Annotated in this window: 20 protein-coding genes and 1 pseudogene; 15 read left to right on the forward strand and 6 right to left on the reverse strand. The window is 68.5% G+C overall.

The window, feature by feature from the left end:
• Positions 1-91 precede the first annotated feature (91 nt).
• The gene (locus tag ACFY0P_RS27045) at positions 92-235 is read right to left on the reverse strand and encodes a hypothetical protein (RefSeq protein WP_388918200.1); all 144 of its coding nucleotides are present in this window, start codon (positions 233-235) and stop codon (positions 92-94) included.
• 66 nt (positions 236-301) lie between these two features.
• Between ACFY0P_RS27045 and ACFY0P_RS27050 the strand changes: the two genes are divergently transcribed.
• The gene (locus ACFY0P_RS27050; RefSeq protein WP_388918203.1) at positions 302-487 is read left to right on the forward strand and encodes a hypothetical protein; all 186 of its coding nucleotides are present in this window, start codon (positions 302-304) and stop codon (positions 485-487) included.
• A 54-nt stretch (positions 488-541) separates the two neighbouring features.
• On the opposite strand, the gene ACFY0P_RS27055 is transcribed toward ACFY0P_RS27050, so the two are convergent.
• Positions 542-1696 carry a tyrosine-type recombinase/integrase gene (locus ACFY0P_RS27055; protein ID WP_388918206.1) on the reverse strand — a complete coding sequence of 385 codons (1155 nt, stop codon included), beginning with the start codon at positions 1694-1696 and terminating at the stop codon, positions 542-544.
• Between the two features lie 95 nt (positions 1697-1791).
• Here ACFY0P_RS27055 and ACFY0P_RS27060 point away from each other — a divergent pair.
• From ACFY0P_RS27060 to pqqE, 11 genes and pseudogenes are all read left to right on the forward strand, one after another.
• Positions 1792-1956, forward strand: a pseudogene (locus ACFY0P_RS27060) (pirin family protein); the annotation flags it as partial.
• 705 nt (positions 1957-2661) lie between these two features.
• Positions 2662-3243 (forward strand): transposase, encoded by a 582-nt coding sequence (locus ACFY0P_RS27065; protein WP_388919036.1) that lies wholly within the window; start codon positions 2662-2664, stop codon positions 3241-3243.
• Between the two features lie 615 nt (positions 3244-3858).
• Entirely contained in the window at positions 3859-5253 is a 1395-nt protein-coding gene (locus ACFY0P_RS27070; protein ID WP_388918209.1) for a LytTR family transcriptional regulator DNA-binding domain-containing protein, read from the forward strand.
• A 71-nt stretch (positions 5254-5324) separates the two neighbouring features.
• Positions 5325-7580: a catalase/peroxidase HPI gene (gene katG / locus ACFY0P_RS27075; protein ID WP_388919039.1), complete on the forward strand. Its 2256-nt coding sequence runs from the start codon at positions 5325-5327 to the stop codon at positions 7578-7580.
• A gap of 201 nt (positions 7581-7781) precedes the next feature.
• Positions 7782-8243, forward strand: coding sequence for an MSMEG_3727 family PQQ-associated protein (locus tag ACFY0P_RS27080; protein ID WP_293988702.1), 462 nt, complete (start codon positions 7782-7784; stop codon positions 8241-8243).
• A gap of 22 nt (positions 8244-8265) precedes the next feature.
• Positions 8266-9966 carry a PQQ-dependent dehydrogenase, methanol/ethanol family gene (locus ACFY0P_RS27085; protein WP_388918212.1) on the forward strand — a complete coding sequence of 567 codons (1701 nt, stop codon included), beginning with the start codon at positions 8266-8268 and terminating at the stop codon, positions 9964-9966.
• A 46-nt stretch (positions 9967-10012) separates the two neighbouring features.
• Positions 10013-10117 (forward strand): pyrroloquinoline quinone precursor peptide PqqA, encoded by a 105-nt coding sequence (pqqA, locus tag ACFY0P_RS27090; RefSeq protein WP_293988696.1) that lies wholly within the window; start codon positions 10013-10015, stop codon positions 10115-10117.
• A gap of 108 nt (positions 10118-10225) precedes the next feature.
• The gene (gene pqqB, locus ACFY0P_RS27095; RefSeq protein WP_388918215.1) at positions 10226-11131 is read left to right on the forward strand and encodes a pyrroloquinoline quinone biosynthesis protein PqqB; all 906 of its coding nucleotides are present in this window, start codon (positions 10226-10228) and stop codon (positions 11129-11131) included.
• Between the two features lie 4 nt (positions 11132-11135).
• The gene (pqqC, locus tag ACFY0P_RS27100) at positions 11136-11834 is read left to right on the forward strand and encodes a pyrroloquinoline-quinone synthase PqqC (protein ID WP_293988691.1); all 699 of its coding nucleotides are present in this window, start codon (positions 11136-11138) and stop codon (positions 11832-11834) included.
• A gap of 59 nt (positions 11835-11893) precedes the next feature.
• The gene (pqqD, locus tag ACFY0P_RS27105) at positions 11894-12163 is read left to right on the forward strand and encodes a pyrroloquinoline quinone biosynthesis peptide chaperone PqqD (protein WP_293988689.1); all 270 of its coding nucleotides are present in this window, start codon (positions 11894-11896) and stop codon (positions 12161-12163) included.
• Complete coding sequence (gene pqqE / locus ACFY0P_RS27110; RefSeq protein WP_351498016.1) at positions 12156-13283, forward strand: pyrroloquinoline quinone biosynthesis protein PqqE; 1128 nt, start codon at positions 12156-12158, stop codon at positions 13281-13283. Before pqqD ends, pqqE begins: the two co-directional genes overlap by 8 nt.
• Here the strand turns inward: pqqE and ACFY0P_RS27115 are convergent.
• The 3 genes from ACFY0P_RS27115 to ACFY0P_RS27125 all read right to left on the reverse strand — a co-directional run bounded on the left by ACFY0P_RS27115 (position 13243) and on the right by ACFY0P_RS27125 (position 14871).
• A complete protein-coding gene (locus ACFY0P_RS27115) occupies positions 13243-13782 on the reverse strand; it encodes a manganese efflux pump MntP family protein (protein WP_388918219.1) in 540 nt (179 codons plus the stop codon). The two genes, pqqE and ACFY0P_RS27115, sit on opposite strands and share 41 nt — an antisense overlap.
• A 258-nt stretch (positions 13783-14040) precedes the next feature.
• Positions 14041-14166 carry a hypothetical protein gene (locus ACFY0P_RS27120; RefSeq protein WP_388918222.1) on the reverse strand — a complete coding sequence of 42 codons (126 nt, stop codon included), beginning with the start codon at positions 14164-14166 and terminating at the stop codon, positions 14041-14043.
• A 48-nt stretch (positions 14167-14214) separates the two neighbouring features.
• The gene (locus tag ACFY0P_RS27125) at positions 14215-14871 is read right to left on the reverse strand and encodes a type I-E CRISPR-associated protein Cas6/Cse3/CasE (protein ID WP_388918225.1); all 657 of its coding nucleotides are present in this window, start codon (positions 14869-14871) and stop codon (positions 14215-14217) included.
• Between the two features lie 193 nt (positions 14872-15064).
• Between ACFY0P_RS27125 and ACFY0P_RS27130 the strand changes: the two genes are divergently transcribed.
• From ACFY0P_RS27130 to ACFY0P_RS27140, 3 genes are read left to right on the forward strand one after another with little or no spacing between them, the layout of a single operon-like run.
• On the forward strand, positions 15065-15949 hold the full coding sequence (locus ACFY0P_RS27130) for an FAD binding domain-containing protein (protein WP_388918228.1): 885 nt from the start codon (positions 15065-15067) through the stop codon (positions 15947-15949).
• On the forward strand, positions 15946-16467 hold the full coding sequence (locus ACFY0P_RS27135) for a (2Fe-2S)-binding protein (RefSeq protein ID WP_388918231.1): 522 nt from the start codon (positions 15946-15948) through the stop codon (positions 16465-16467). The genes ACFY0P_RS27130 and ACFY0P_RS27135 overlap by 4 nt, the downstream gene beginning before the upstream one ends.
• Positions 16468-16469: 2 nt before the next feature.
• On the forward strand, positions 16470-18878 hold the full coding sequence (locus ACFY0P_RS27140; RefSeq protein WP_388918234.1) for a xanthine dehydrogenase family protein molybdopterin-binding subunit: 2409 nt from the start codon (positions 16470-16472) through the stop codon (positions 18876-18878).
• 33 nt (positions 18879-18911) lie between these two features.
• Here the strand turns inward: ACFY0P_RS27140 and ACFY0P_RS27145 are convergent, their stop codons facing one another.
• On the reverse strand, positions 18912-21728 hold the full coding sequence (locus tag ACFY0P_RS27145) for a SpoIIE family protein phosphatase (RefSeq protein ID WP_388918236.1): 2817 nt from the start codon (positions 21726-21728) through the stop codon (positions 18912-18914).
• Positions 21729-21808: the final 80 nt, after the last annotated feature.

Raw genomic sequence — 21808 nt, forward strand, 5'->3', positions numbered from 1 at the left:
CCGGTCAGGGAGCAACGGCTCGATCCGCGACCACTGCGCATCAGTTAACGGCACACCCAGACCAACGACCGACTGATCCAAACGAAACGGCCTAGTCGTCGACGCTCAGGTCGTGCCACTGGATGACACCCGCGCCGTTGCCGGTGGAGGACTGGGCGACACCGACGCCGAGGAAGCTGTTGGACGTCTTCGCGCTAGTAGTAGCCGTTGCCCGCTTCCCTACCACTCGATCCACTGCCTCGGCAAACCATGGTCTGCAGCAAAAACTCAGGCCTTCTCGACCCGACCTTGAGGACCCTGTATGCCCACCCAGTTCATGAGCGCCAAGCAGACCGCCGAGTATCTGAACATGTCGATCACGTGGGTCTACCGAGACGCACCCAAACTCGGACTCGTCCCTTACAAGTTCGGAAATGGTCGCAGCGCCAAGCTGCAGTTCAAGATCACCGATGTGCACGCCTGGGCTCGGCAACACAGGCTCGGCTGAGGCACGCCACGCTCGGTTCCTGGCCGTCGACACGGCCAGGAATCACCGCTCGCGTCAGGCCGCGAGTGCCATGTTCAGGACTTGCGCGGCCTTGCCGATCGATCCCGGCAGGAGATGCCGGTAGATCTTGAACGTGACGTCGACGCTCTTGTGCCCCATCCACTCAGCGACATCCGTAATCGGGATGCCGTGGCTCAGGCAGTTCGACGCGTAGAAGTGGCGGTTCCCATAGAGGACCATCCCCTCCGGGATGTCCACCTTGCCCGATGCCCTGATCCGCCGCCATTGGTTGTCCATTCCCCAATGCGGGTACGGCTTGCGAGGGTCGGTCTCCTGCCGCAGCAGGTAGCCGTCAACCGTGCCGTACTTCTCGGCATACCACTGGATCGTGTCCCTGATCCGAGCGGGCAGGGGCACATCGCGGTACTCCCCCGCCTTGTGGTGCTTGAGCGGACCGTACGTGCGGGTCGACAGCACAACCTGTTCGGTGATCCGGTACACGTCATCGGCCACGAAGTTGTTGAGATTCACCGCGTACGCCTCGCCGTTCCGCAGGCCACGGCCGCTCATCAAATCGATGACAAGCTTGAAGGCGTCGTCACCGGCGGTTCGTATCGCTCGCAGCTGTTCGAGGGACGGGATCACCGCCCGAGCCGGGTCGTACTGCGGCGGCTTGACGCCGTCCATGGGGTTGTCGGAGAAGAGGCCGAGGCGATGCGCGTCGAGGAGGACCGCGCGCAGCTTGTCGAAGGCGTTGGACTGGGTCGCCAGACCAGCACCGTTGCGTTCCATGGTGCGGATGAAACCGTCCGCCACCTTGTGGTCGAAGGAGTTCATCCGCCGGCTGCCCAGCGCCGGGTAAAGGTGGTGCTCCAAGAGCGAGTCGAGGTGGCGTCGAGACGAGGCTGCCAAGTGCCGTTGGCCGGCCTTCCACTCCTCGACGTACTCCTCGAACCGCATCCTCCCGTACTTCTGGATCCGGTCCGCCTTCGACTGGGAGTGTGGCGCCGCCTTCTTCTGGTTGTAGACCTCCGTCAAACGCGCGATCGCCTTGTCCTGCGTCCCGAAACCGGACTCCTCCACCTGCTTGCCCGCCGCACTGCGGTACCGGATCTTGTACTCGTGCGGGCACTTCGACCAGCGGGACTCAGGGTGCTCGCAGTCCTTGAAGAAGGTGCCCATGCCGCGGGCGAGCGTGCGTGCTGCCATGTGGGGATGACTCCTCGGCGTCCGATGCTGACCTTTTGCTGACGCCCGAGGGTGTGCGATACCTCTGACCTGGGAAGAACCGTCGATCGCGTGGTATGTGGTGGAACTTCGTCGGGCGTACCCAGGAGGACATCGAGCAGGCCCGCGAGGACTGGATGAACGGGTCGCGATTTGGGGAAGTGAAGGGTTACGACGGAGCCCCTCTACCCGCCCCCGAACTGCCGCCGGTGCCGCTGAAACCGCGGGGAAGAGTGCGCTGAGCTGGGATTTCGCGACCCTGCACACGCGCCACCGGGCGAGGCGAGAGACGCCCCGCCCGGTTCATCAAGATAGCCAGAGCAAAACCACGTAACACGGCCTGTTCCATCACCCCTCGAAGTGCAGGATTCGCCAGCCGTAGTCAGCTTTGATCGGACTGATGCTGACTCAATGCCGACTTTACTGACAGGTGGTCAGGTTCTCCGGGAAGGCTCCACCCTCGCTTCACCCGCCACGCTGACCTCGGCGGTCTCGGCCTCGCACCGCGAGTCACCTACGAACCGCTCCTCCTAGCGCGAGCGAAAATCCCCACCCCCTGGGAACCATGCTGACCGCAGACCCAGTTATCGGGTCTCCACAAACGCAACACGCGACGGTCCCAGCTCGTGGCACCAGGCAACCTGCGCAATAGACCTGCCGGCCGGGCCGGGATCATCGCTGCGGGTCCGGGAGCAGGAGGATCAGGCGGCCGGACCCCAGGCCGGCGTGCGGGGCGCACTGCGTACCCCTTCGCCGTGAACGCCTTCTCCAGGGAACATTCCCGTGTCGGCTACGGCGGTTCTGGATCACTTTTGGTGCTGATGCCACGGAGGGTCACCGGGCCCGCGATCATGAACGGTCGTGACCCATGACCTGCTCCAGGACCTCTGGCTCCACCAGACCACCGACGTCGCGGTCAGCGCCGTCACCATCCACGCCAAGGGACCCTGGGCGGAGTGGGCCTGTGCCAGGTCGCCGTCCACCTCACCTACGCCTCCCGACGCGGCCACGCGGTGATCGACCGGGAGCTGTACCTGCCCGCGACCTGGGCGGCTGACGAAGAGCGGCGCCTACTCACCCATGTTCCCGACGAACGGGAGTTCGCCACCAAGCCGCAGCTGGCCGCCGACATGCTCGAGCGCGCCCGCGCCCTGGCCACACTGGTCGAGGTGATCTGCTGCCGCTGGAAGATCGAAGAGAATTTCCAGTTCGGCAAGAGTGCCTGTGGCCTCGACCAGGGCCAGACCACCTGCTGGAACTCCTGGATGCGCTGGACCTTCATCAGCATGCTCGCCGCCGCCGTCCTCGCCGTCACCCGCCTGCGCACCACCGCCCAGGCCACCCGCGGCCGACTCGTCCCGGCCGGCGCCCGCGAACTGCTCCGTCTGCTCCGGGCCACCGTGCTGCCCTCGCCCCGCCGCGACCGCGATCACCTGCTGCACCGGTCCGCCTGGCGCCGCGAACACCAGCACCGCGCGGCCGAAGCACACCGCCGCTGGAACAACATCACCGCCGCCGCGACGACCTGACACGACCGGCGTGATCAAGAACTACAGCTGCCGTGAATGACCGCACATGCGAATCGTTGTACGCGCCGAAGACCGCCCTTGACCTGCAAAAAGCTGGCAGGAAGCAGACAAATGAGGAGTTTCTCGGTGTTTCGTACAATTTTCAAGGCCAAGATCTAATACTTGGACGAGCCCGCAGGTCAGGCGCATAGCGCGGGCTTCGAGGTCAGCAGAAGGTCAGCATCGGTCCGCAGGGGCGGCCTTCGGCTGGCCGAGTCGGGGGGCGAGGAGTTCGTCCGATGCCGCGACAGCGAGCCCGCGGAATGGCTCCGAGCGCAGATCAACCGGGGGGACGCCTGCCGTGCGTCGCGCACCTCGCTCGCGGGTGCGCTGTCCAGGGCCGGCCAGGAAGTGGCATTTCGCGCACGCGGCCTGGAGAGGGACGTGCGCAGGCCGACAACGGTACCTAGGGTGGGGAGTGCAGGCCTGTGACACAGCCTGGAACGAGTGACGAAGCGGGACGACGCGCGACGCGGGGCCCAGTCCGCCACCGGACCGGCCGCGAGGAGCGGCGACCGGCGCGGACAGCCCGCACGCCGTCGGGCGTTGGGGATGGACCAAGGGCGGTTCTGAACCATGAGGGATGTACATCGGCTTGAGCCCGGCGCGGCGAACCTGGCCGGCGGCACCGTCCTTGCGGCGTGGGAACGGTTCGTGCAGGGCGAGGATCAGGTTCCGGATGTCCGGCCCCTGGTGGCGATCTCCTGGCATCGCTGCCGAGAGCAATACCGGGTCGATCCTCACCTCACCGAGGCTCCGGTGGCCGTCGCGGAGCCCAGCCATACGCCCGAGCACGATGTCGTATTCGCTGAGCTGGGTTTTCGTGCTGCCTCCGTGGCACATGAAGTGGGCAACCTCGGTGGCGTCGTCACTGTCACCGATGCCACCGGCCGGATCCTGGCCGAGTGGGGTGATCAGGCCACGCTCGCCAGAGCGGGCGACTCCAATCTGGCGCCCTGGTTCTGCTGGTCCGAGTGCGCGGTCGGTACGAACGGCATGGGCACGGCGCTCGAGGCGCACGGCCCGGTACCGATCAGGGGCGCGGAGCACTGGTGTCAGACGCTCCACAACTGGGTCGGCGCGGGCATCGCGGTGCGCGACGTGGTGACCAGAGAACCGATCGCGGTCCTGAATATCTGCTGCTGGCGCAGCCGGCTTCCCGCGTCCACGGAAAGCTGGCTGGCGAACGCGGCCACCATGACCCAGTACCCGCTGAAGAGGCGCGCCCGGGACAGCGGTGCCGAATTGGTCGCGGCCTACACCCAGGCCAGGGCACGCTCCAGTGCGGCGCTCGCAGCGGTGGACGCCGCGGGCAAGGTGGTGATCGCCGACGACATGGCAAGCGTGCTCCTGGGCGTCCCGGCTCGCACCCCGGCGGTCGACCCCACGCTGCGATGGAACCCAGGACTGCCCGAACTGATCACAGCCGCCCGGTATGCCACCAGGCAGGCAGCCCACAATCCTGACTGGGTCGGCTCGACGCAGATCTTCGCCCACCTCGCCGACGAGCCGACATCGATCAGCATCCGACCCGTCTTCTCGTCCGGACACGTGATCGGGACCCTGGTCTCGTTCGGTGCCTCCGACGGGGCGCAGTTGCCCCAGGCTGAGGGGGCCGCGCACCCTCGGGCGCAGCCGCGCCGACTGGTCGCGATGCGCGACAACCGGATGGTTCTGCTGCGGCTGCCGGAAGTCTCCTTCGCCGAATCGCAGGGAAACGATGTGTGGCTCTCCACCGATCAGGGGCGATTGCGAGCCGCCTCTTTGAGTCTGGACAAGCTCGAAGGTGAGCTGGCGGATGTCGGCTTCCTGCGGGTGCACCGCCGGTATGTGGTCAACCTCAGCCGCATCCGGGAGATAGAGCGCGGGCCCAAGGGCGAGCTGTCTCTGGTCATGGACGACCGGGCGAACGAGATGGTGCCGGTTTCCCGGCGGAACGCCCCGGCCGTGCGCCGAGCGCTGGACATCTGAGTGGCCTGGCGACCGCTGTTCCCGGAAGGAAGAGTCCCGTGGGCGACAGTCCGAACGCCGTTGTCGGCGAGATGAACGTCCGGGGCGCGGGCGGCCTCGGCCTCTCTGCCTCGGCCGGGCACCGCAGCCACGCGATGGGCGGCGCGAGCACCCGCGACTGGTGGCCGAACCGGCTCAACCTGGCGATTCTCCGGAAACACCCCGCCGTGGCCGACCCCATGGGCGAGGATTTCGACTACGCCGCGGAGTTCCGGACGCTCGACCTCGACGCCCTGGCGCGGGAGGTCGACGAGGTGCTGGCGACGTCGCAGGAGTGGTGGCCGGCCGACTTCGGCCACTACGGGCCGCTCATGATCCGGATGGTGTGGCACAGTGCGGGTACGTACCGCATCGGCGACGGCCGCGGTGGCGCGGGCGCCGGCATGCAGCGTTTCGCGCCGCTGAACAGCTGGCCGGACAATCGCAACCTCGACAAGGCGCGCCGGCTGCTCTGGCCGGTGAAGAAGAAGTTCGGCCGTAAGATTTCCTGGGCCGACCTGATGATCTTCGCGGGCAACCGCGCCCTGGAGACGATGGGCTTCACGACCTTCGGCTTCGCCGGCGGCCGGGAGGACGTCTGGGAGCCCGACGAGGACGTCTACTGGGGTCCCGAGCGCGCCTGGCTCGGCGACGAACGCCACAGCGGCGTCCGGGAGCTGGAGAACCCTCTGGCCGCGGTCCAGATGGGCCTCATCTACGTCAACCCGGAGGGGCCGAACACCGTCCCGGACCCGCTCACCGCCGCCCGGGAGATCCGCGAGACGTTCCGGCGCATGGGGATGAACGACGAGGAGACCGTCGCGCTCATCGCGGGCGGCCACACATTCGGCAAGACCCACGGCGCGGCCGGCCCGGACGCCCACCTCGGCCCCGAACCCGAGGGCGCCCCCCTTGAGGAGCAGGGCTTGGGCTGGAAGAGCAGCTACGGCACCGGAAAGGGCACGGACGCCATCACCAGCGGGCTCGAGGGTACGTGGACACCCACCCCGACGAGGTGGGACAACAGCTTCTTCGAGACCCTGTTCGGCTACGAGTGGGACCTGGAGCTGAGCCCCGCCGGTCTGTGGCAGTGGATCCCCCGCGACGGCGGCGGGGCCGGCACCGTGCCGGACGCCCACGACCCATCGGCGACACACGCCCCGACGATTCTGACGACGGACCTCGCGCTGCGGTTGGACCCGGTCTACGAGTCGATCTCGACACGCTTCCTGGAGAACCCGGACCACCTCGCGGATGTGTTCGCCCGGGCGTGGTTCAAGCTGACGCACCTCGACATGGGCCCGATCCAGCGTTACCTCGGACCGCTCGTCCCCAGGGAGACGCTGATCTGGCAGGACCCGGTCCCCGCCGTGGACCACGAGCTCGTCGGGGCGGCTGACGTCGCCGCGCTCAAGAGGCAGGTCCTCGCCTCCGGGCTGTCCGTCTCCCAGCTCGTCTCGACCGCGTGGGCGTCGGCCTCGACGTTCCGCATCAGCGACAGGCGTGGCGGGGCGAACGGCGCGCGCATCCGCCTCGAGCCGCAGCGGGGCTGGGAGGTCAACGACCCTGACACGCTGGCACAAGTGCTGCACATCCTGGAGGGGATCCAGGAGTCCTTCAACAGCTCCGAGACCGGGGACAAGAAGATCTCGCTGGCCGACCTCATCGTGCTTGGCGGAGCCGCCGCCGTCGAGCAGGCCGCCGAGACTGCCGGCCACGACGTCCAGGTCCCCTTCAGCCCGGGACGCACGGACGCCACGCAGGAGTGGACCGATGCGGAGTCCTTCGCCCCGCTCGAGCCGACCGCGGACGGGTTCCGCAACTACCGCGGCAAGGGAAACCGGCTGCCGTCGGAGCACCTGCTCGTGGACCGAGCGAACCTGCTGAACCTGAGCGCGCCCGAGATGACCGTCCTCGTGGGCGGCCTGCGGGTGCTGGGCGCCAACTACCAGCAGTCGCCGCTGGGCGTCTTCACCTCGGCGCCCGGGTCGCTGACCAACGACTTCTTCGTGAATCTGCTCGCCACGGGCACCGAATGGAAGCCGACATCCGCGACCGCGGAAACCTTCGAAGGCCGCGACCGCGCTACCGGCGAGGTCAAGTGGACCGGTAGCCGCGTCGACCTCGTCTTCGGCTCGAACTCCGAGCTGCGTGCCATCGCTGAGGTCTACGCGAGCGACGACGCACGGGAGAAGTTCGTGCAGGACTTCGCTGCCGCGTGGGCCAAGGTCATGAACCTCGACCGGTACGACCTCGCTCGATGCGGTCCGGCTTCTCCCAACGGTGGCACATCGGGGTACGAACGGTAGCCGGTCGCGGACGAACGGCATGAGCAGCCCGGACTGGCGCTCGCGCTTGGCGGTGTGATTCCTCCGGCGTAGCGTGTTTGTTGAATACCAAATTCTCTCCCTTTTTCGGCGTGGTTCGTTCGACGCAAGAAATGCCAAAGTTGATTCGGAGAACATTTCTTCCGAAAAACAGGGATTCGGGATGAGGAGAGTGAAGCCCCGATGACGACCGCGCAGCAGCGGTCCGACCTGCTGGACAAGATCGGGTTGGACGCACAGAACAAGGCAGCGCTCGGGCAAGTGCTGGGAACCGGACGCATTGGACAGGCCACTGAGAAATCGGATGGCCACATGGAGGCCACCATTCGCATCCACCCGGATGAGCTGACCTGGGATCCCGACATTCTGGTCATGCCCCATGGAGGCGATATCGAACTCGAGATCATCAATGACGACATGAACACGCACTGCGCGCTCCTGCCGAGCAACGGCGACCGGAAGTTCATCTGGCTCGTGAACCACTCGCGCGGACACGCGACCCTCAACCTCGACGGGCCGGGCTACTACTGGTTCAGCTCGCCCACGGGCAATGACGAGGGCAGGGGGCTGACCGGCGCCATCGTCGTCCTGGGAGACGCTCCGCCGGAGGCTCGCCTCGACCGTCCCGAACAGCCGCGGCCGTAGCAAGAAGCAGGAGGTGGAGGAAATGACCGTCGACTACGTGGACGCGGGCGTTGCTGTCGATCAGGGACGCCTGACCGGCAAGACCGCGGGCGGGGATGTCGCGCCGCCGGTAGTGGCCGGAGTCACCTACGAACGCATCCTCAATGCCCGCGAGGAACCCCAGAACTGGCTCACCTACTACGGCGCCTACAACGGGCAGCGGTACAGCCCCCTGGACCAGATCAACACGGAGAACGTCAAGCGCATGGTCCCGGCATGGGTCTTCCAGGCCGGCACGACCGGCCTGATCGCGGGCGCGTCGACCTACTCGTTCGAGGCCACCCCGATCGTCGTCGACGGGGTCATGTTCCTCTCCGGCTGGGACGGCTGGGTCTGGGCCCTTGACGCCAAGACGGGCGTGGAGATCTGGCGGTACAAGCATGCGGTCCCCTTCGACGTCTCCTTGTGCTGCGGGAACGTGAACCGAGGGGTCGCCGTGGCTCAGGGGAAGGTCTTCTTCGTCACGGCGAATGCTCGTGTGCTCGCACTCGACGCCACCACCGGCCATCGGGTCTGGGACAAGACCTACGGTGACGTCCGGGCCGGGGAGAGCGCCACGCTCGCCCCGCTGATCGTGAAGAACATGGTCATCGTCGGGAGTTCCGGCGGCGAGTTCGGCGTACGCGGCCACCTCGACGCGTTCGACCTCGAGACCGGCGAGCACCAGTGGCGCTGCTACACGGTGCCGAAGCCCGGGGAGCCGGGATCGGAGACCTGGCCCGCCGAAGGCGAGGCCTGGGCACGCGGCGGGGCGAACTGCTGGGTCACCGGCACCTTCGACCCGGAGACGAACCTGCTGTACGTCGGCACCGGCAACCCGGCACCCGACTTCGACGGAGAGGTACGCGAGGGCGACAACCTCTTCACCGACTGCGTCATCGCCGTCGACGTCGACAGCGGTCAGATCCGCTGGCACTACCAGTGCACCCCGCACGACGTGTGGGACTACGACAGCATCGCCGAGTGCATCCTGTTCGAGCAGGACGGGCGCAAACTGCTCGGGCACTTCGACAAGAACGGCTACTTCTTCGTCCTCGACCGCACGAACGGCGAAAGGGTCGGGATCACCCCCTTCGTGGACCGCATCACATGGGGAGCGATCACGAGGGACGGCAAGGTGACGGCGAAGGTGTACCCGGACAAGGAGGGAGAACCGGTCCACTTCTACCCGGGTCCGGCCGGCGCCAAGGAATGGACCCATGCGGCCTACAGCCCGAAGACCGGGCTCTTCTACGTCCCGGTCCAGGACACCGGCGCCACGGCCACCCGGCGACGCCGGGAGTTCAAGGAGAGCATCCCGTACTGGGGTGCGGGCGTTCAGGTGGACATCGAGGACATGGCGGGGTCCATCAGCGCCTTCGACGCCACCGGCGAGGAGAAGTGGCGCTGGCGCAACGAACTCCCGATGTGCGCCTCGGTGCTGTCCACCGGCGGTGACCTGGTGTTCGCGGGTGAACCCTCCGGGGAGTTCAACGCGCTCGACGCCCGCACCGGGGAACAGCTGTGGCAGTTCCAGTGCGGAAGCGGCCACCACAGCAGCCCGAGCACCTACATGGTCGACGGCAGGCAGTACGTCGCCGTACCGGTCGGCTGGGGTGGCTGGGCCGAGGGGTTCCTCCCCGGCATGCTCGGCGCGGGGCACGGAAGCGCCCTGCTCGTCTTCGCTCTCCCGGAACCGTCATAGCGCGCTGACCGGAGCCTGCCGCATCCGCCAGAGAGGAGGTGACTCCATGGAGACTCAGCTCGCTGTGTGGGAGACACCCGAGTTCGACGAGATCGCAGTCGCGGCCGAGGTGACCATGTACCTCGCTCAGTTGGAGGACCTGGAGGACTAGCGGAGGTGGGAGGGCGCCGGACCTGGTCCGGCGCCCTCCGACGGTTCGAGACGGCCACGGACGGCCGCGCCGACGACGGACCTGGATCCTCACGGACCCGGATCCTCGATGAACGGAAGTGCCAGCGTGTTGCTGCGAGTGCTGGGCTCGGCGGCGGGGGGTGGCTCCCCGCAGTGGAACTGCGGCTGCCCGGTGTGCGCCGCGGTCCGCTCCGGGGCCGGCCTCGCGCGCACCCAGTCGTCGGTCGCGGTCAGTGCCGACCGACGACGGTGGTTCCTCATCAACGCCTCGCCCGACGTACGCGCCCAGATCGAGGTCTTTCCAGGCCTGCACCCGCGCGACGACCGGACGACGCCGTTGGAGGCGGTGCTGCTCACCGACGCCGAGCTGGACCACACGCTGGGCCTGCTGCTGTTGCGCGAGGCCCGCGCCCTGCGGCTGTACGCCACTCAGGCGGTGCGCAAGACCCTGTTCGACGGCTCGGGGATTCTGCGTACGCTCGAGCGCTACTGCCCGGTCGAGTGGCATGCGGTGATCCCCGACGCCGACCTCGCCCTGGCGGAGGGTCTGTCCTGCCGGGCTTTCGACGTGCCCACCGTCAAGCGCGACCGGTTCGCAACCGGGGTGGACCACGGCCGGGTCGTGGGCTATCGGCTGGCCGACGAGCGCAGCGGCGGGACTCTGGTGTACCTGCCAGGCGTGCAATCGCTGACACCGGCGCTGCACGTGGAGATCGAGGGCTGCGATTGCTTGCTGATCGACGGGACCTGCTGGCGTGACGACGAGCTGGTACGGCTCGGCCTGGCCGGCAAGACGTCCCGGGAGATGGGCCACCTGCCCATCGACGGCCCGGACGGCAGCCTGGCGCAGCTCCCGTCGCTGGGTGTGGGGCGGACGATCTTCGTACACATGAACAACACCAACCCGGTCCTCCTGGAGGGCGCGCCCGAGCGGCGTACCGTGGAGGAGAGCGGCATGGAAGTGGCCATGGACGGCCTCGAGGTCCAGGTTTAGAGCCGTGATGACAACGACCACCACAACCGGCGCCGACGGCTTCGTCGAGATCTTGCGGGCCCACTCGCGGCGCTACCACGACCAGCACCCGTTCCACGTCCGGATGAACGCGGGCCGACTCAGCCGTCGGCAGATCCGGGGCTGGGTGGCCAATCGCTTCTACTACCAGGAGAACATCCCCCGCAAGGACGCCGCGATCCTTTCCAACTGCCCCGACCTCGAGGTCCGCCGCCGCTGGATCCGACGGATCATCGACCACGACGGCAACGCCGGCGGCGAGGGCGGCATCGAGGCGTGGCTGCGCCTGGGCGAGGCCGCCGGGCTGACCCGCGAGGAGGTGAAGGACCACCGGCACCTGGTACCCGGGGTGCGGTTCGCCGTCGACGCCTACGTGAACTTCGCCCGGACCCGGCCGTGGGTGGAGGCGGTGGCGTCCTCGCTCACCGAGCTGTTCGCGCCCGACCTGATGGCCGCGCGGCTGGCCGCGTTCGAGCGGTGGTACCCGTGGATCGACCCCGAGGGCCTTGTCTACTTCCGTGCCCGCTTGGAGCAGGCTCCACGTGACTGCGAGCACGCCTTGGAGGTGGTCACCGCACACTGCCTCTCCGCCGAGTCCCAGGCGCGCGCCGTCGACGCGCTGTCGTTCAAGTGCGACGTCCTGTGGAGCCTGATGGACGCCATCGACCAGGCCTACCCGGAGTGACCACCATGCACGCGACCCATACCGGAACGACCCGGACCAGAACCAGGACCCGACCCGGCGTGTCCGGCTCGGACCGGCCCAGGCTTGCGCGCCATGTCCGGCTGACCTTCTGCCGGACCAGGCAGCGCAAGGTCCTGCTGCACCCCGAGACGGTGGTGGTGCTGAACGGCAGCGGCGCGGCCGTCCTCGAGCTGTGCGACGGGCGGCACACCGTGGCCGAGATCGTGACCGAGCTCGGCGCCCGCTACCAGACCGTCCCCGAGGACGAGGTGCGGCAGTTCTTGGACCGGCTCGTCGCCCGGCGCTGGCTGGAGCTCAGCGATGGATAGCCCGTACGGCCTGCTCGCCGAGCTCACCTACCGCTGCCCGCTGGCCTGCCCGTACTGCTCCAACCCGTTGAACATGGCCGGCTACCAGGACGAGCTGGCCACCGACGAGTGGCGGCGGGTGCTCGCCCAAGCGTGCGACCTCGGGGTTCTGCAGTGTCATCTGTCCGGTGGGGAACCGCTGCTGCGGCGCGATCTGGCGGAGATCGTGGCGGACGCCCACGACCTGGGCCTCTACACCAATCTGATCACCAGCGCCCTCGGGCTCTCGCCTCCGAGGGCCGAGCAGTTGCGGGCCGCCGGCCTGGACCACGTGCAGATCAGCATCCAGGCCGACGAACCGACCGTGTCCGACCGGATCGCGGGGACCCCGTCCTTCCAGCGCAAGATCGAGGCGATGGGCGTGGTCAAGGAGCTGGGCTGGCCGCTCACCATGAACGTGGTGCTGCACCGGCACAACATCGACCGCGTCGCCGAGGTGATCGGGCTGGCCGAGGAGGTGGGCGCCGACCGGCTGGAGCTGGCCAACACCCAGTACTACGGCTGGGCCTGGCGAAACCGTGACGCGCTGCTGCCGAGCCGGGCCCAGCTCGAGGCGGCCGAGACCGTCGTGCGGGCCGCCCGCGAGCGGCTGCGGGATCGCATGGACGTCATCTACGTCATCCCCGACTACTACAGCCGCTACCCGAAGCCCTGCATGGGCGGCTGGGCCTCCCGACAACTGACCGTGACGCCGAACGGCGACGTTCTGCCCTGCCCGGCCGCCCAGTCCCTGCCGTTGCCGCGGGCCAGCGTGCGGGAGGACTCGCTGCGGTGGATCTGGGCCGAGTCCCCGGTGATGACCGCGTTCCGGGGGACCGACTGGATGCCGGAGCCCTGCCGGAGCTGCTTCCGGCGAGAGGTGGACTTCGGCGGGTGCCGCTGCCAGGCGTTCCTGCTCACCGGCGACGCCGCCCGCACCGACCCGGTCTGCTACCTGTCGCCCGACCACGACCTGGTCGCCCAGGCCGTCGAGGCCGCCAATGCCGACTCGCGGGACGATGATCTTCCGCTGGTCCCCCGCGCGCACCGACCCGGTCGGCTCAGCCACCGGACCACAACGGCAGCACCGCAGCGGCGATGATCAAGGTGACCCCGCTCAGCAGGTCCGAGCGGATCCGGATGAGACGCGCCGCAGCACGTCCGAGCTGCAGCCCGACCAGCGACAACGCCGCCGTCATGACACCGAAGACGGCGGCCGAGAACCACGGGGAGAGCCCAAGGACCCCCAGGCTCGCCCCGGCGAACAAGTTGTCCAGGCTCAGACTCAACGGGATGCCGAACAACGCCCACGGGTGGTCCAACTCGTCCGGCTCGGGGTTCCGAAGGGCCGAGATGACCAGGTAGAGACCATACCCGCCGAGCGCGGCGGCGCCCCCCAGATCGGCGACGTCCCCGACGGACTCCCCGATCTGGTGACCGATCAACAGCCCGACCAGGGGCATAATCGCGTCCATCAGCCCGAAGGTCAGCGCCACCTGCACCGCGCGCTTCAAACCGAATGGGACCGTGCCGAGCGCGATCGATACCCGGAAATTGTCGAGACTGAGTACAAAACCCAGGACCAGTATTTCCCAGATCATGGCGGTACCCGATGGCGACCGGCGTCGGCGAAAACGACTCCGCCTCGGCTTGAATCCATAATTCTACATAATATCTCAGATGGTTCCCGGAATAAACCCAGAAAGCCGCTTTCTGGAAGATCTTCCCGCTTCCATGAGGGCTCGCTGATTGAACCTGCGCGCGTCATTTTGGCCATCTCGTAGGTGGGGTTATCCGGGCCACACTGACGATCGCAGGCCCATTCACGGCAGCTGTAGTTCTTGATCACGCCGGTCGTGTCAGGTCGTCGCGGCGGCGGTGATGTTGTTCCAGCGGCGGTGTGCTTCGGCCGCGCGGTGCTGGTGTTCGCGGCGCCAGGCGGACCGGTGCAGCAGGTGATCGTCGCGGCGGGGCGAGGGCAGCACGGTGGCCCGGAGCAGACGGAGCAGTTCGCGGGCGCCGTGAGCCCTTGTTCAACGCGCGAGCATCAGTCCGCAACTACAGGCACGTGCGTAGCCGATGCCTCGGGTGAGGGCAGTGACGAATGCCTTCGGGTCGGCCACTGTGGGGGTGCCCTTGATCTCCGCACGAGCGATACGCAGGCCCTTGTGCGGTGCCGAACCGGAGACTCGCGGGAGCATCCGCAGAGCGAGCCGCCCGGTTTCGGCGTCAGCGCCGATGCGGGTGACGCCGTTGAGGGCGACCGCGGGTTCTCCGGACGGTTGGAGACGGTGCGAGAACCACGTCCTCACGTGCTCGGGGCGGGTGTGGGAGACGCGGGTACCGCGGGTTTTCGGCGCCTCGGCCAAGGCACCCCGGGGCACCCCGCTCCAGTCGGCAGGGACCGACGATCGGACTACCAGGTTGAGCCGGGCCTGCCGGAGATCGACCGTCGGCAATGACGGCGCTACCGCGCTGCGGGAGATCACGCAGCAGCAGGTCGAAGGCGCCGTGGAAACCTGTCCGTGCACGCCCGCCGACAGGACACCATCGCCCTGTGCACCTGAAGGGGGCATTCCGAAGCCGGTGCCCAGCGATCGGCCGTCCCGACTGCTCGACCACGCCGAGACCTCGCCGGGGCGCCTCACCGTCGCCCTGGTCGCCGTGCACGGGATCTCCGGAGGCGACATCAGTACGTCCCGTCGGCCGCCCGTCCTCGATCGAGGCCTTCGAGAAGGAGCTCGACTGCCCGTGCGCGCCGTATCACGTGTGGTGGATCAGACGGCCCGCCCCGGGGGACCGCGCGCCGTCATGACACCGGATGTGGTCAACTGGAAGGAGAACGGCTGCCTACGCGCGCACGTCACGCATCGAGGAGAGGCGATGAAACCGCCTCCGTTCATGTACTGCGATCCGGAAACCGTAGGTGAGGTCGTCGCGCTGAAGAGCGAGTACGGCGCCGACTCCCTGATCCTGGCGGGCGGACAGAGCCTTCTTCCGCTCCTCGCCATGCGGCTTGTCAGACCTGCGGTGCTGATCGACATCAACAGGATCCGCGAGCTGCGGCGCATTGGATGCCGGGACGACGCCCTGGAGGTCGGCGCCGGGGTCCGCCAGTACGAACTGGAGCACGAACCGCTGGCGGACGCCCTCATCCCCCTGCTGCCGGAGGCCACCGCACGCATCGGCCACGTCGAGGTCCGCCACCGTGGCACGGTCGGCGGCAGCCTGGCGTACGCCGACCCCGCCGCCGAACTGCCGTGCATCGCGGTCACGCTCGACGCGACGATGGTCGTGCGGGGGCCGCCGGGCACTCGTGCCGTCACCGCCCGTGACTTCTTCCGGGGCCTGATGAGAACGGATCTGGGCCCCGAGGAGGTCCTGATCGCCGTCCGCTGGCCCGTGACACCGCGCGGCGCGGGCCATGGCTTCGCGGAAGTCGCCCGGCGCGCCGGTGACCTCGCCCTCGCCGGAGCCGCGGCGGTGGTGAGACTCGACGAGTCCGGCCGCGTCACCTCCGTCGCCGTCGGGGTCCTGGGCATCTCCGAGACACCGGTTCGCGCCGACGCCGTGGAACGTGCGCTGGCCGACGAGATCCCGACCCCGGAGCGGGTTGCCCTGGCCGCCCAGCAGATCGCTCCTCAGGTGCCCGCCGGGGACGACCCGGAGACCGACCGCGCCTACCGTCGGCACCTCGCGTCGGTCGTGGTGCGCCGCGCGGTCGGCGCCGCCGTGGCACGAGCCCGTGAGAGAAGTGACCCTCGGTGAGCGCCGCGGCCGGGCACGTCACCGTCCGCCGGACGGTGACGGTGCACGTCAACGGGCGGGACGTGACGCACGAGGTGTCCACCCGCACCACCCTCGCCGACTTCCTGCGCGACGGGCTGGGCCTCGTCGGCGTACACCTGGGATGCGAGCACGGCGAGTGCGGATGCTGCACGGTCCTGTTCGACGGTCACACCGTGCGCTCCTGCCTGATGCTGGCCGTGCAGGCCGACGGGCACACGGTGGCCACGGTCGAGAGCCTGTCCGCCGACCCGGCACGGCTGCACCCGGTGCAGGAGGCCTTCGCCGAGGAACAGGGGCTGCAGTGCGGATTCTGCACGCCCGCGATGCTGCTGCGTGCCAAGGAGATCATCGACGAGGCCGTCGGGGCCGGCCGGGAGCTGACCGATGCCGAGGTGCGTCACGAGATCTCCGGAATCCTGTGCCGCTGCACGGGATACCAGAACATCGTCCGCGCGGTCCTGTCCGCCGAGCGACGACAGCGCGGCAGGAGGCCCTGACGATGGGCACATCCGGCTTCACGTACATCGGCAAGGACCGCAGGCGGATGGAGGACCCGCGGCTGCTGGTCGGCCGCGGCGGGTACATCGCCGACCTCGCCGTACCGGGGATGCTGCACACCGCGATCCTGCGCAGTCCGCTGCCGCACGCCCGGATCGGATCCGTCGACGCCGCCGAGGCGCTGGAACTGCCCGGCGTCGTCGCCGTGTTCACCGGGGCGGACTGCAAGGCGAAAATGGACCCCTGCGTGAATTTCGGTCCTCCCACTATCGCCCAGTACCCGCTGGCCGTGGACAAGGTGCGCTACGTCGGCGAGGCCGTGGCGGCCGTCATCGCGGAGAGCAGGTACCTGGCCGAGGACGGCGTCGACCTGCTGAAGGTCGACTACGATCCCCTCCCGCCGGTCACCGACCCCATGACGGCCATGGCGCCCGAGGCCGCCCTGCTGCACGAGGAGCACGGCAGCAACATCGGCTTCGAGCGGACCTTCGAGTTCGGCGACGTGACCGCCGCGTTCGCCGGGGCCGATCTCCTCGTCGAGGACACCCTGCGCTGGGGCCGCTGCGCCGGTATGCCGCTGGAGACCACCGGTGCGCTGGCTCGGCCCGGCTTCAACGGCGTACTGGAGATCTTCTGCAACTCGCTCAACTTCACCTACCTCACCTTCCTGATCGCGGCCGCGCTGAGGGTGCCGTCGAACAAGCTGACGATGAAGCCGGTTCCGGCTGGCGGCAGCTTCGGCAGCAAGGCCATCGCGCACAAGGTGCCCACCCTCGCCGGCTTCCTGGCGCTGCGGCTGAGTCGTCCGGTGTCCTACATCGAGGACCGCACCGACCACCTGATGAACTCGGACAGCCACGGCTCCGACCGCATCTACGAAGCCCGCATGGGTTTTCGCGCGGACGGCACGATCGTCGGCCTCGACATCGACGTCGTCGACGACTACGGCGCCTACCTGCAGCTCGGCGTCGGCCAGCACGGCAACGCCTTCTCCCAGATCGTCGGCCCGTACCGGTTCCGGGACGTGCGGTATCGGCTTCGAGCCGTGCTGACCAACAAATGCCAGCAAAGTGTCTACCGCGGCGCCGGCTCGGAGGTGCAGAACTGGGTCCTGGAACGGCTCGTCGACCAGGGCGCGGACCGGCTCGGACTCGCCCCCGAGGAGATCCGCCGCCGCAACTTCATCCAGCCCCACCAGTTCCCGTACAAGATCCCCGGCGGCAACCTCTACGACAGCGGCGACTACCCCGCCGTGCTGGACAAGGCCCTGTCGATGATCGACCTGGACCGGTGGCGGGCCGAGCAACGGCGGCTGCGGAGGGAGGAAGGCCGCCATGTCGGCATAGGGCTGGCCACCGTCCAGGAGCGCAGCGTCTACAGCGCCACCGAATTCTGGGCCCTGATGGAGAAGCCCGCCTTCCCCATCACCTCCACTCCCGAAAGCGCGACGGTGACCATCGATCCCATCGGGCAGTTCCAGCTCCTGCTGCACTGCCAGTCGATGTGGGGCAACAGCCCCGAGACGGTGGGCGCCACCCTGCTCGCCGAGGAGTTCGGGATTTCGCCGGAGAGCGTGAACGTGCAGTACGCCGACTCCTCCCATGCGCTTCCCAGCACCGGCCCGGGTGGCAGCCGCTACACCGCCATGGTGGCCGGCGCGATCCGGGGCGCGTCACGCAAGCTGCGGGAGAAGCTGATCCGCATCGCCGCGCACACCCTCGGGGTGGCCGAGGACGATCTCGAACTGGTCGAAGCACGCGTCCAGGTCAGGGACTCCCCGGAGACGGGACTGACCATCGCCGAGCTGGCCGGCACCGCCTACTTCTTCGCGCTCAACCTGCCCGAGGGCATGACGAGCGGGTTGGAAGAGTCCTACACCTACGACCACCCGTACACGACGCTTCCGGCACCGGACGGCTCCGACCTCGGCGTTTTCTACCCGATCATGGGCCACGCCTGCCACATCGCGATCATGGAAGTCGACCCCGACACCGGTATCCCCTCCTTCCTCGACTACGTGGCCGTGCACGACGCCGGGACGATCGTGAACCCCAGGAGTCTGGGCGGTCACATCACCGGCGGCGCCGCGCAGGGCATCGGAACCGCGCTCTACGAGGAGCTGGCCTACGACGAGGAGGGGCGGTTCAGGTCCCCGACCCTCAGGGAGTACCTGATCCCCACCGCCGACGAGATTCCGGCGTTCCGCGTCGGGCATGTCCAGACGCCCTCGCCGTTCACCGAGTACGGCATCAAGGGCGGCGGCGAGGGCGGCCGGATGGTGGCCCCGGCGGCGGTGTCGGCGGCCATCGACGACGCCCTTCGGGAGTACGGGATGCGGGTGCGACGACTGCCGGTGAGACCGTCCGAGATCGTGGCCACAGTGCTGGCCGGACACGCCGCCCGGCACTGAGCGCCGACCCGTCCAAAGCCATGGGCGAGCGGATCAGAGAACCGCTGGAAGGTCCTGCTCGGTCCAGATGCACTTGCCGTCGGCGAGATGGCGCGTGCCCCACCGCCGCGACAGCGCGGCCACCAGGTGCAGCCCCCGGCCGCCCTCGTCGGTGAACGCCGCACGCCGGATGCGCGGGCTGGTGAGACTTCCGTCGTACACCTCGCAGATCAGGGAGCGGCTGCGGATCAGCCGCAGTCGCATGGGGCCGGCGGCATGCCGGATGACGTTGCCGACCAGCTCGCTCACCAGGAGCTCGGTGGTCATGGCGAGCTCGTCCAGATCCCAGGCGGACAGCTGTTCACGGATGTACTCCCGTGCCTGGCCTGCGGCCCGCGGATCGTCCGGGAGGCTGCACGAGGCGACGTGGTCGGCGGGTGTGGCCCGGGTCCGCGTCACGAGCAGGACCGCGTCGTCGCAGGTCTGCTCGCAGTCGGGCAGCAGCGTCGAGACGACCACGTCGCACAGGGCTTCCAGGCGCGCGGTGTCGTCATGCACGGCCCCGCTGACGAAGTACGGCGCCTCCGCGCATGCCTCGGTCAGCGTCTGCCGGAGCTGGGCCACTCCCTCGTCGATGTCCCGGCTGGCGGATTCCACGAGCCCGTCCGTGAAGAACACCAGAAGGCAGTCCGCCGGCAGCAGCAGCTCGTCTGTCTCGAAGGGGGGTTCGGCAGCGCCCAACGGCGGGTTGACGACCAGCTCCGGGAAGTGGACGCTCCCGTCGGGACGGACGACGGCTGGCGGCAGGTGACCGGCCAGGCAGAGCGAACAGATCCGGGTGACGGGGTCGAACACGGCGTACGAGCAGGTGGCGTACTTGTCGTCGCCCAGATCCGCGACCAGTTCGCTGAGGTGTGTGAGGAGTTCGTCCGGACTCAGTTCCAGGTCGGCGAGAGTGCGGACCGCCATGCGCAGCTGCGCCATGATGGCGGCCTCCGCTATGCCGTGCCCCATGACGTCACCGATGACGATCGCGACCCTGTCGCCGGAGAGCGGGATCAGGTCGTACCAGTCACCTCCCACCTCCTCTCCCTTGCCCGCAGGCATGTAGCGGGCTGCGGCGACGGCGGCCGACAGGTCGGGCAGCATCCTGGGGAGCAGGCCGCGCTGGAGGTTCTGGGCGCGGTTGTGCTCCATGTCGTAGAGCCGGGCCCGCTCCAGTGCCTGTCCGATCAGCCCGCTCAGAGCTATCAGCAGGGTGCGCTCCTCCTCGCTGAACGAGCGCGGCTGGGAGAAGGAGATCACACAGCAGCCGATCGTGTGCCCGGAGGCGATCAGAGGCAGAAACACCCAGGCGTTTTTGCCGGAGGCGTTCACTATGGTCTCGAACCCCGGATAGAACCGGTGGTACTCGGCGGCCGATTCGACGAACCGTGGAGTGCGGGTGCGGAGCACTTCGGTGATCGCCATGTGGGTCTTGAGCGAGATCCCGTCGAGCATGGGCAGGAAGTCCTCGGCGTACCCTACGGATCCGATCACATGCAGTCGGCTGCCCTCCAGTGCGTCCACCAGCAGTCCGTCGGCACCGAAGGGAGGCAAGACCCGGTCCGCGACGGCCTTCACCACGTCCGCCGAGGTGACAGCCTCGGCCAGCGCCGCGGTCAGCTCGCTCATCCGGGCACTGCGCTCGGCCGCGGTCCGTTCACCGGCCGAGCGCCCCGCTGCCGGTGCCGGTTCGTCGGCGCCGTAGGCGAAGCAGACCGTCAGGCCGGCGCCGCGCAGCGGAACGAACCGGACCCGGTGGATGCGTCGGCATGTCGGCCAGTGGAGATCGAGACTGATCGCCTTCCGCTCGGCGGCCACGCGCCGGCACTGGGCTTCGAGATCGGGCGCGCCTCCGGCGGGGACCTCCCAGAGAGGTCTGCCGAGCAGCGTCCGCCCCGGGCCGAGGACCCGCTCCGCCTCCCTGTTGACGAACGTGATCCGGAAGTTCTCGTCGACCGCCAGGAACGCCTCGCCCATGTCGCGCAGCAGGACGGCGGCCGGATGGTCCCCCTGGTGCGGACGCGTCGGCAACCACAGTGTCCCCACCATGCGGGCCGTCGCGCCGTCCTCGCCCGACTCGATGTGGCCGCGCGCTCGCACCCACCCCGCGGTGCCGTCTGTGTAGCGCACACGGTATTCGGCGTCGTACACCCGTCCCCTGCGGAGCGCCGTGCGGACGTCGGCGGCGAAGACCCGCGGGTCGATGCCGGAGACGTCCCGGTCGAGGTCCGCTCGCTCGTCGAACGCCGGCTGCGACGCACCGGCCAGATCGATGACGGGCGGGGTGAGCGTGACAGAACCGGTCGTGGCGTCGTACTGCCAGTGCCTGACGGAGACGACATGAGGCGCGTGTGCCGGATTCCCGGCCGCCCAGGTCGCCACGGAGCAGAGGAACGACCACTGGTCGGGATCCGGCTCACCGGGGCCCGCCGTGAGTACGGACAGAGTGCCCGGACAGCTTCCGATACCGGGAAACGGCACCGCCGCGGTGCCGGAGGCCCCTGTCCCCAGGCCGTCCCCTACCACCCAGACGACGGCACCACGACGCACGGCACGGGCGGGGGCGGTGTCACTGTCCACGCTGAGATCTGCCCAGGTTTCGGCGATCTCCGGGGCGAGCCCGCCGACCGCGACCAGACGCAACCGGTCGGCCCCGGGGGCACGCCAGTGCACCAGGGCGCCGATACCGTGCAGGTCAGCAGTCGCCTGCTGAAGGGCGACGTCGAGCGCATCGGCCGTCGGCGGCCCATGGTCGATGGCTGTCAGCAGCCGTCGGCGCGCCGCTGGCCGCTTGACGCGGCTGTCGGGCCTCACGTTGCCAGCCACCACCTCGCCTCCCGGACATCGGGTTATGACCACTTTATCCGTTTTATGAACATCGCTGAAGGCGATCGGGAGTCCGTCGC

It is taken from the genome of Streptomyces sp. NPDC001714 (assembly GCF_042892755.1).
Taxonomy (GTDB): Bacteria; Actinomycetota; Actinomycetes; order Streptomycetales; family Streptomycetaceae; genus Streptomyces.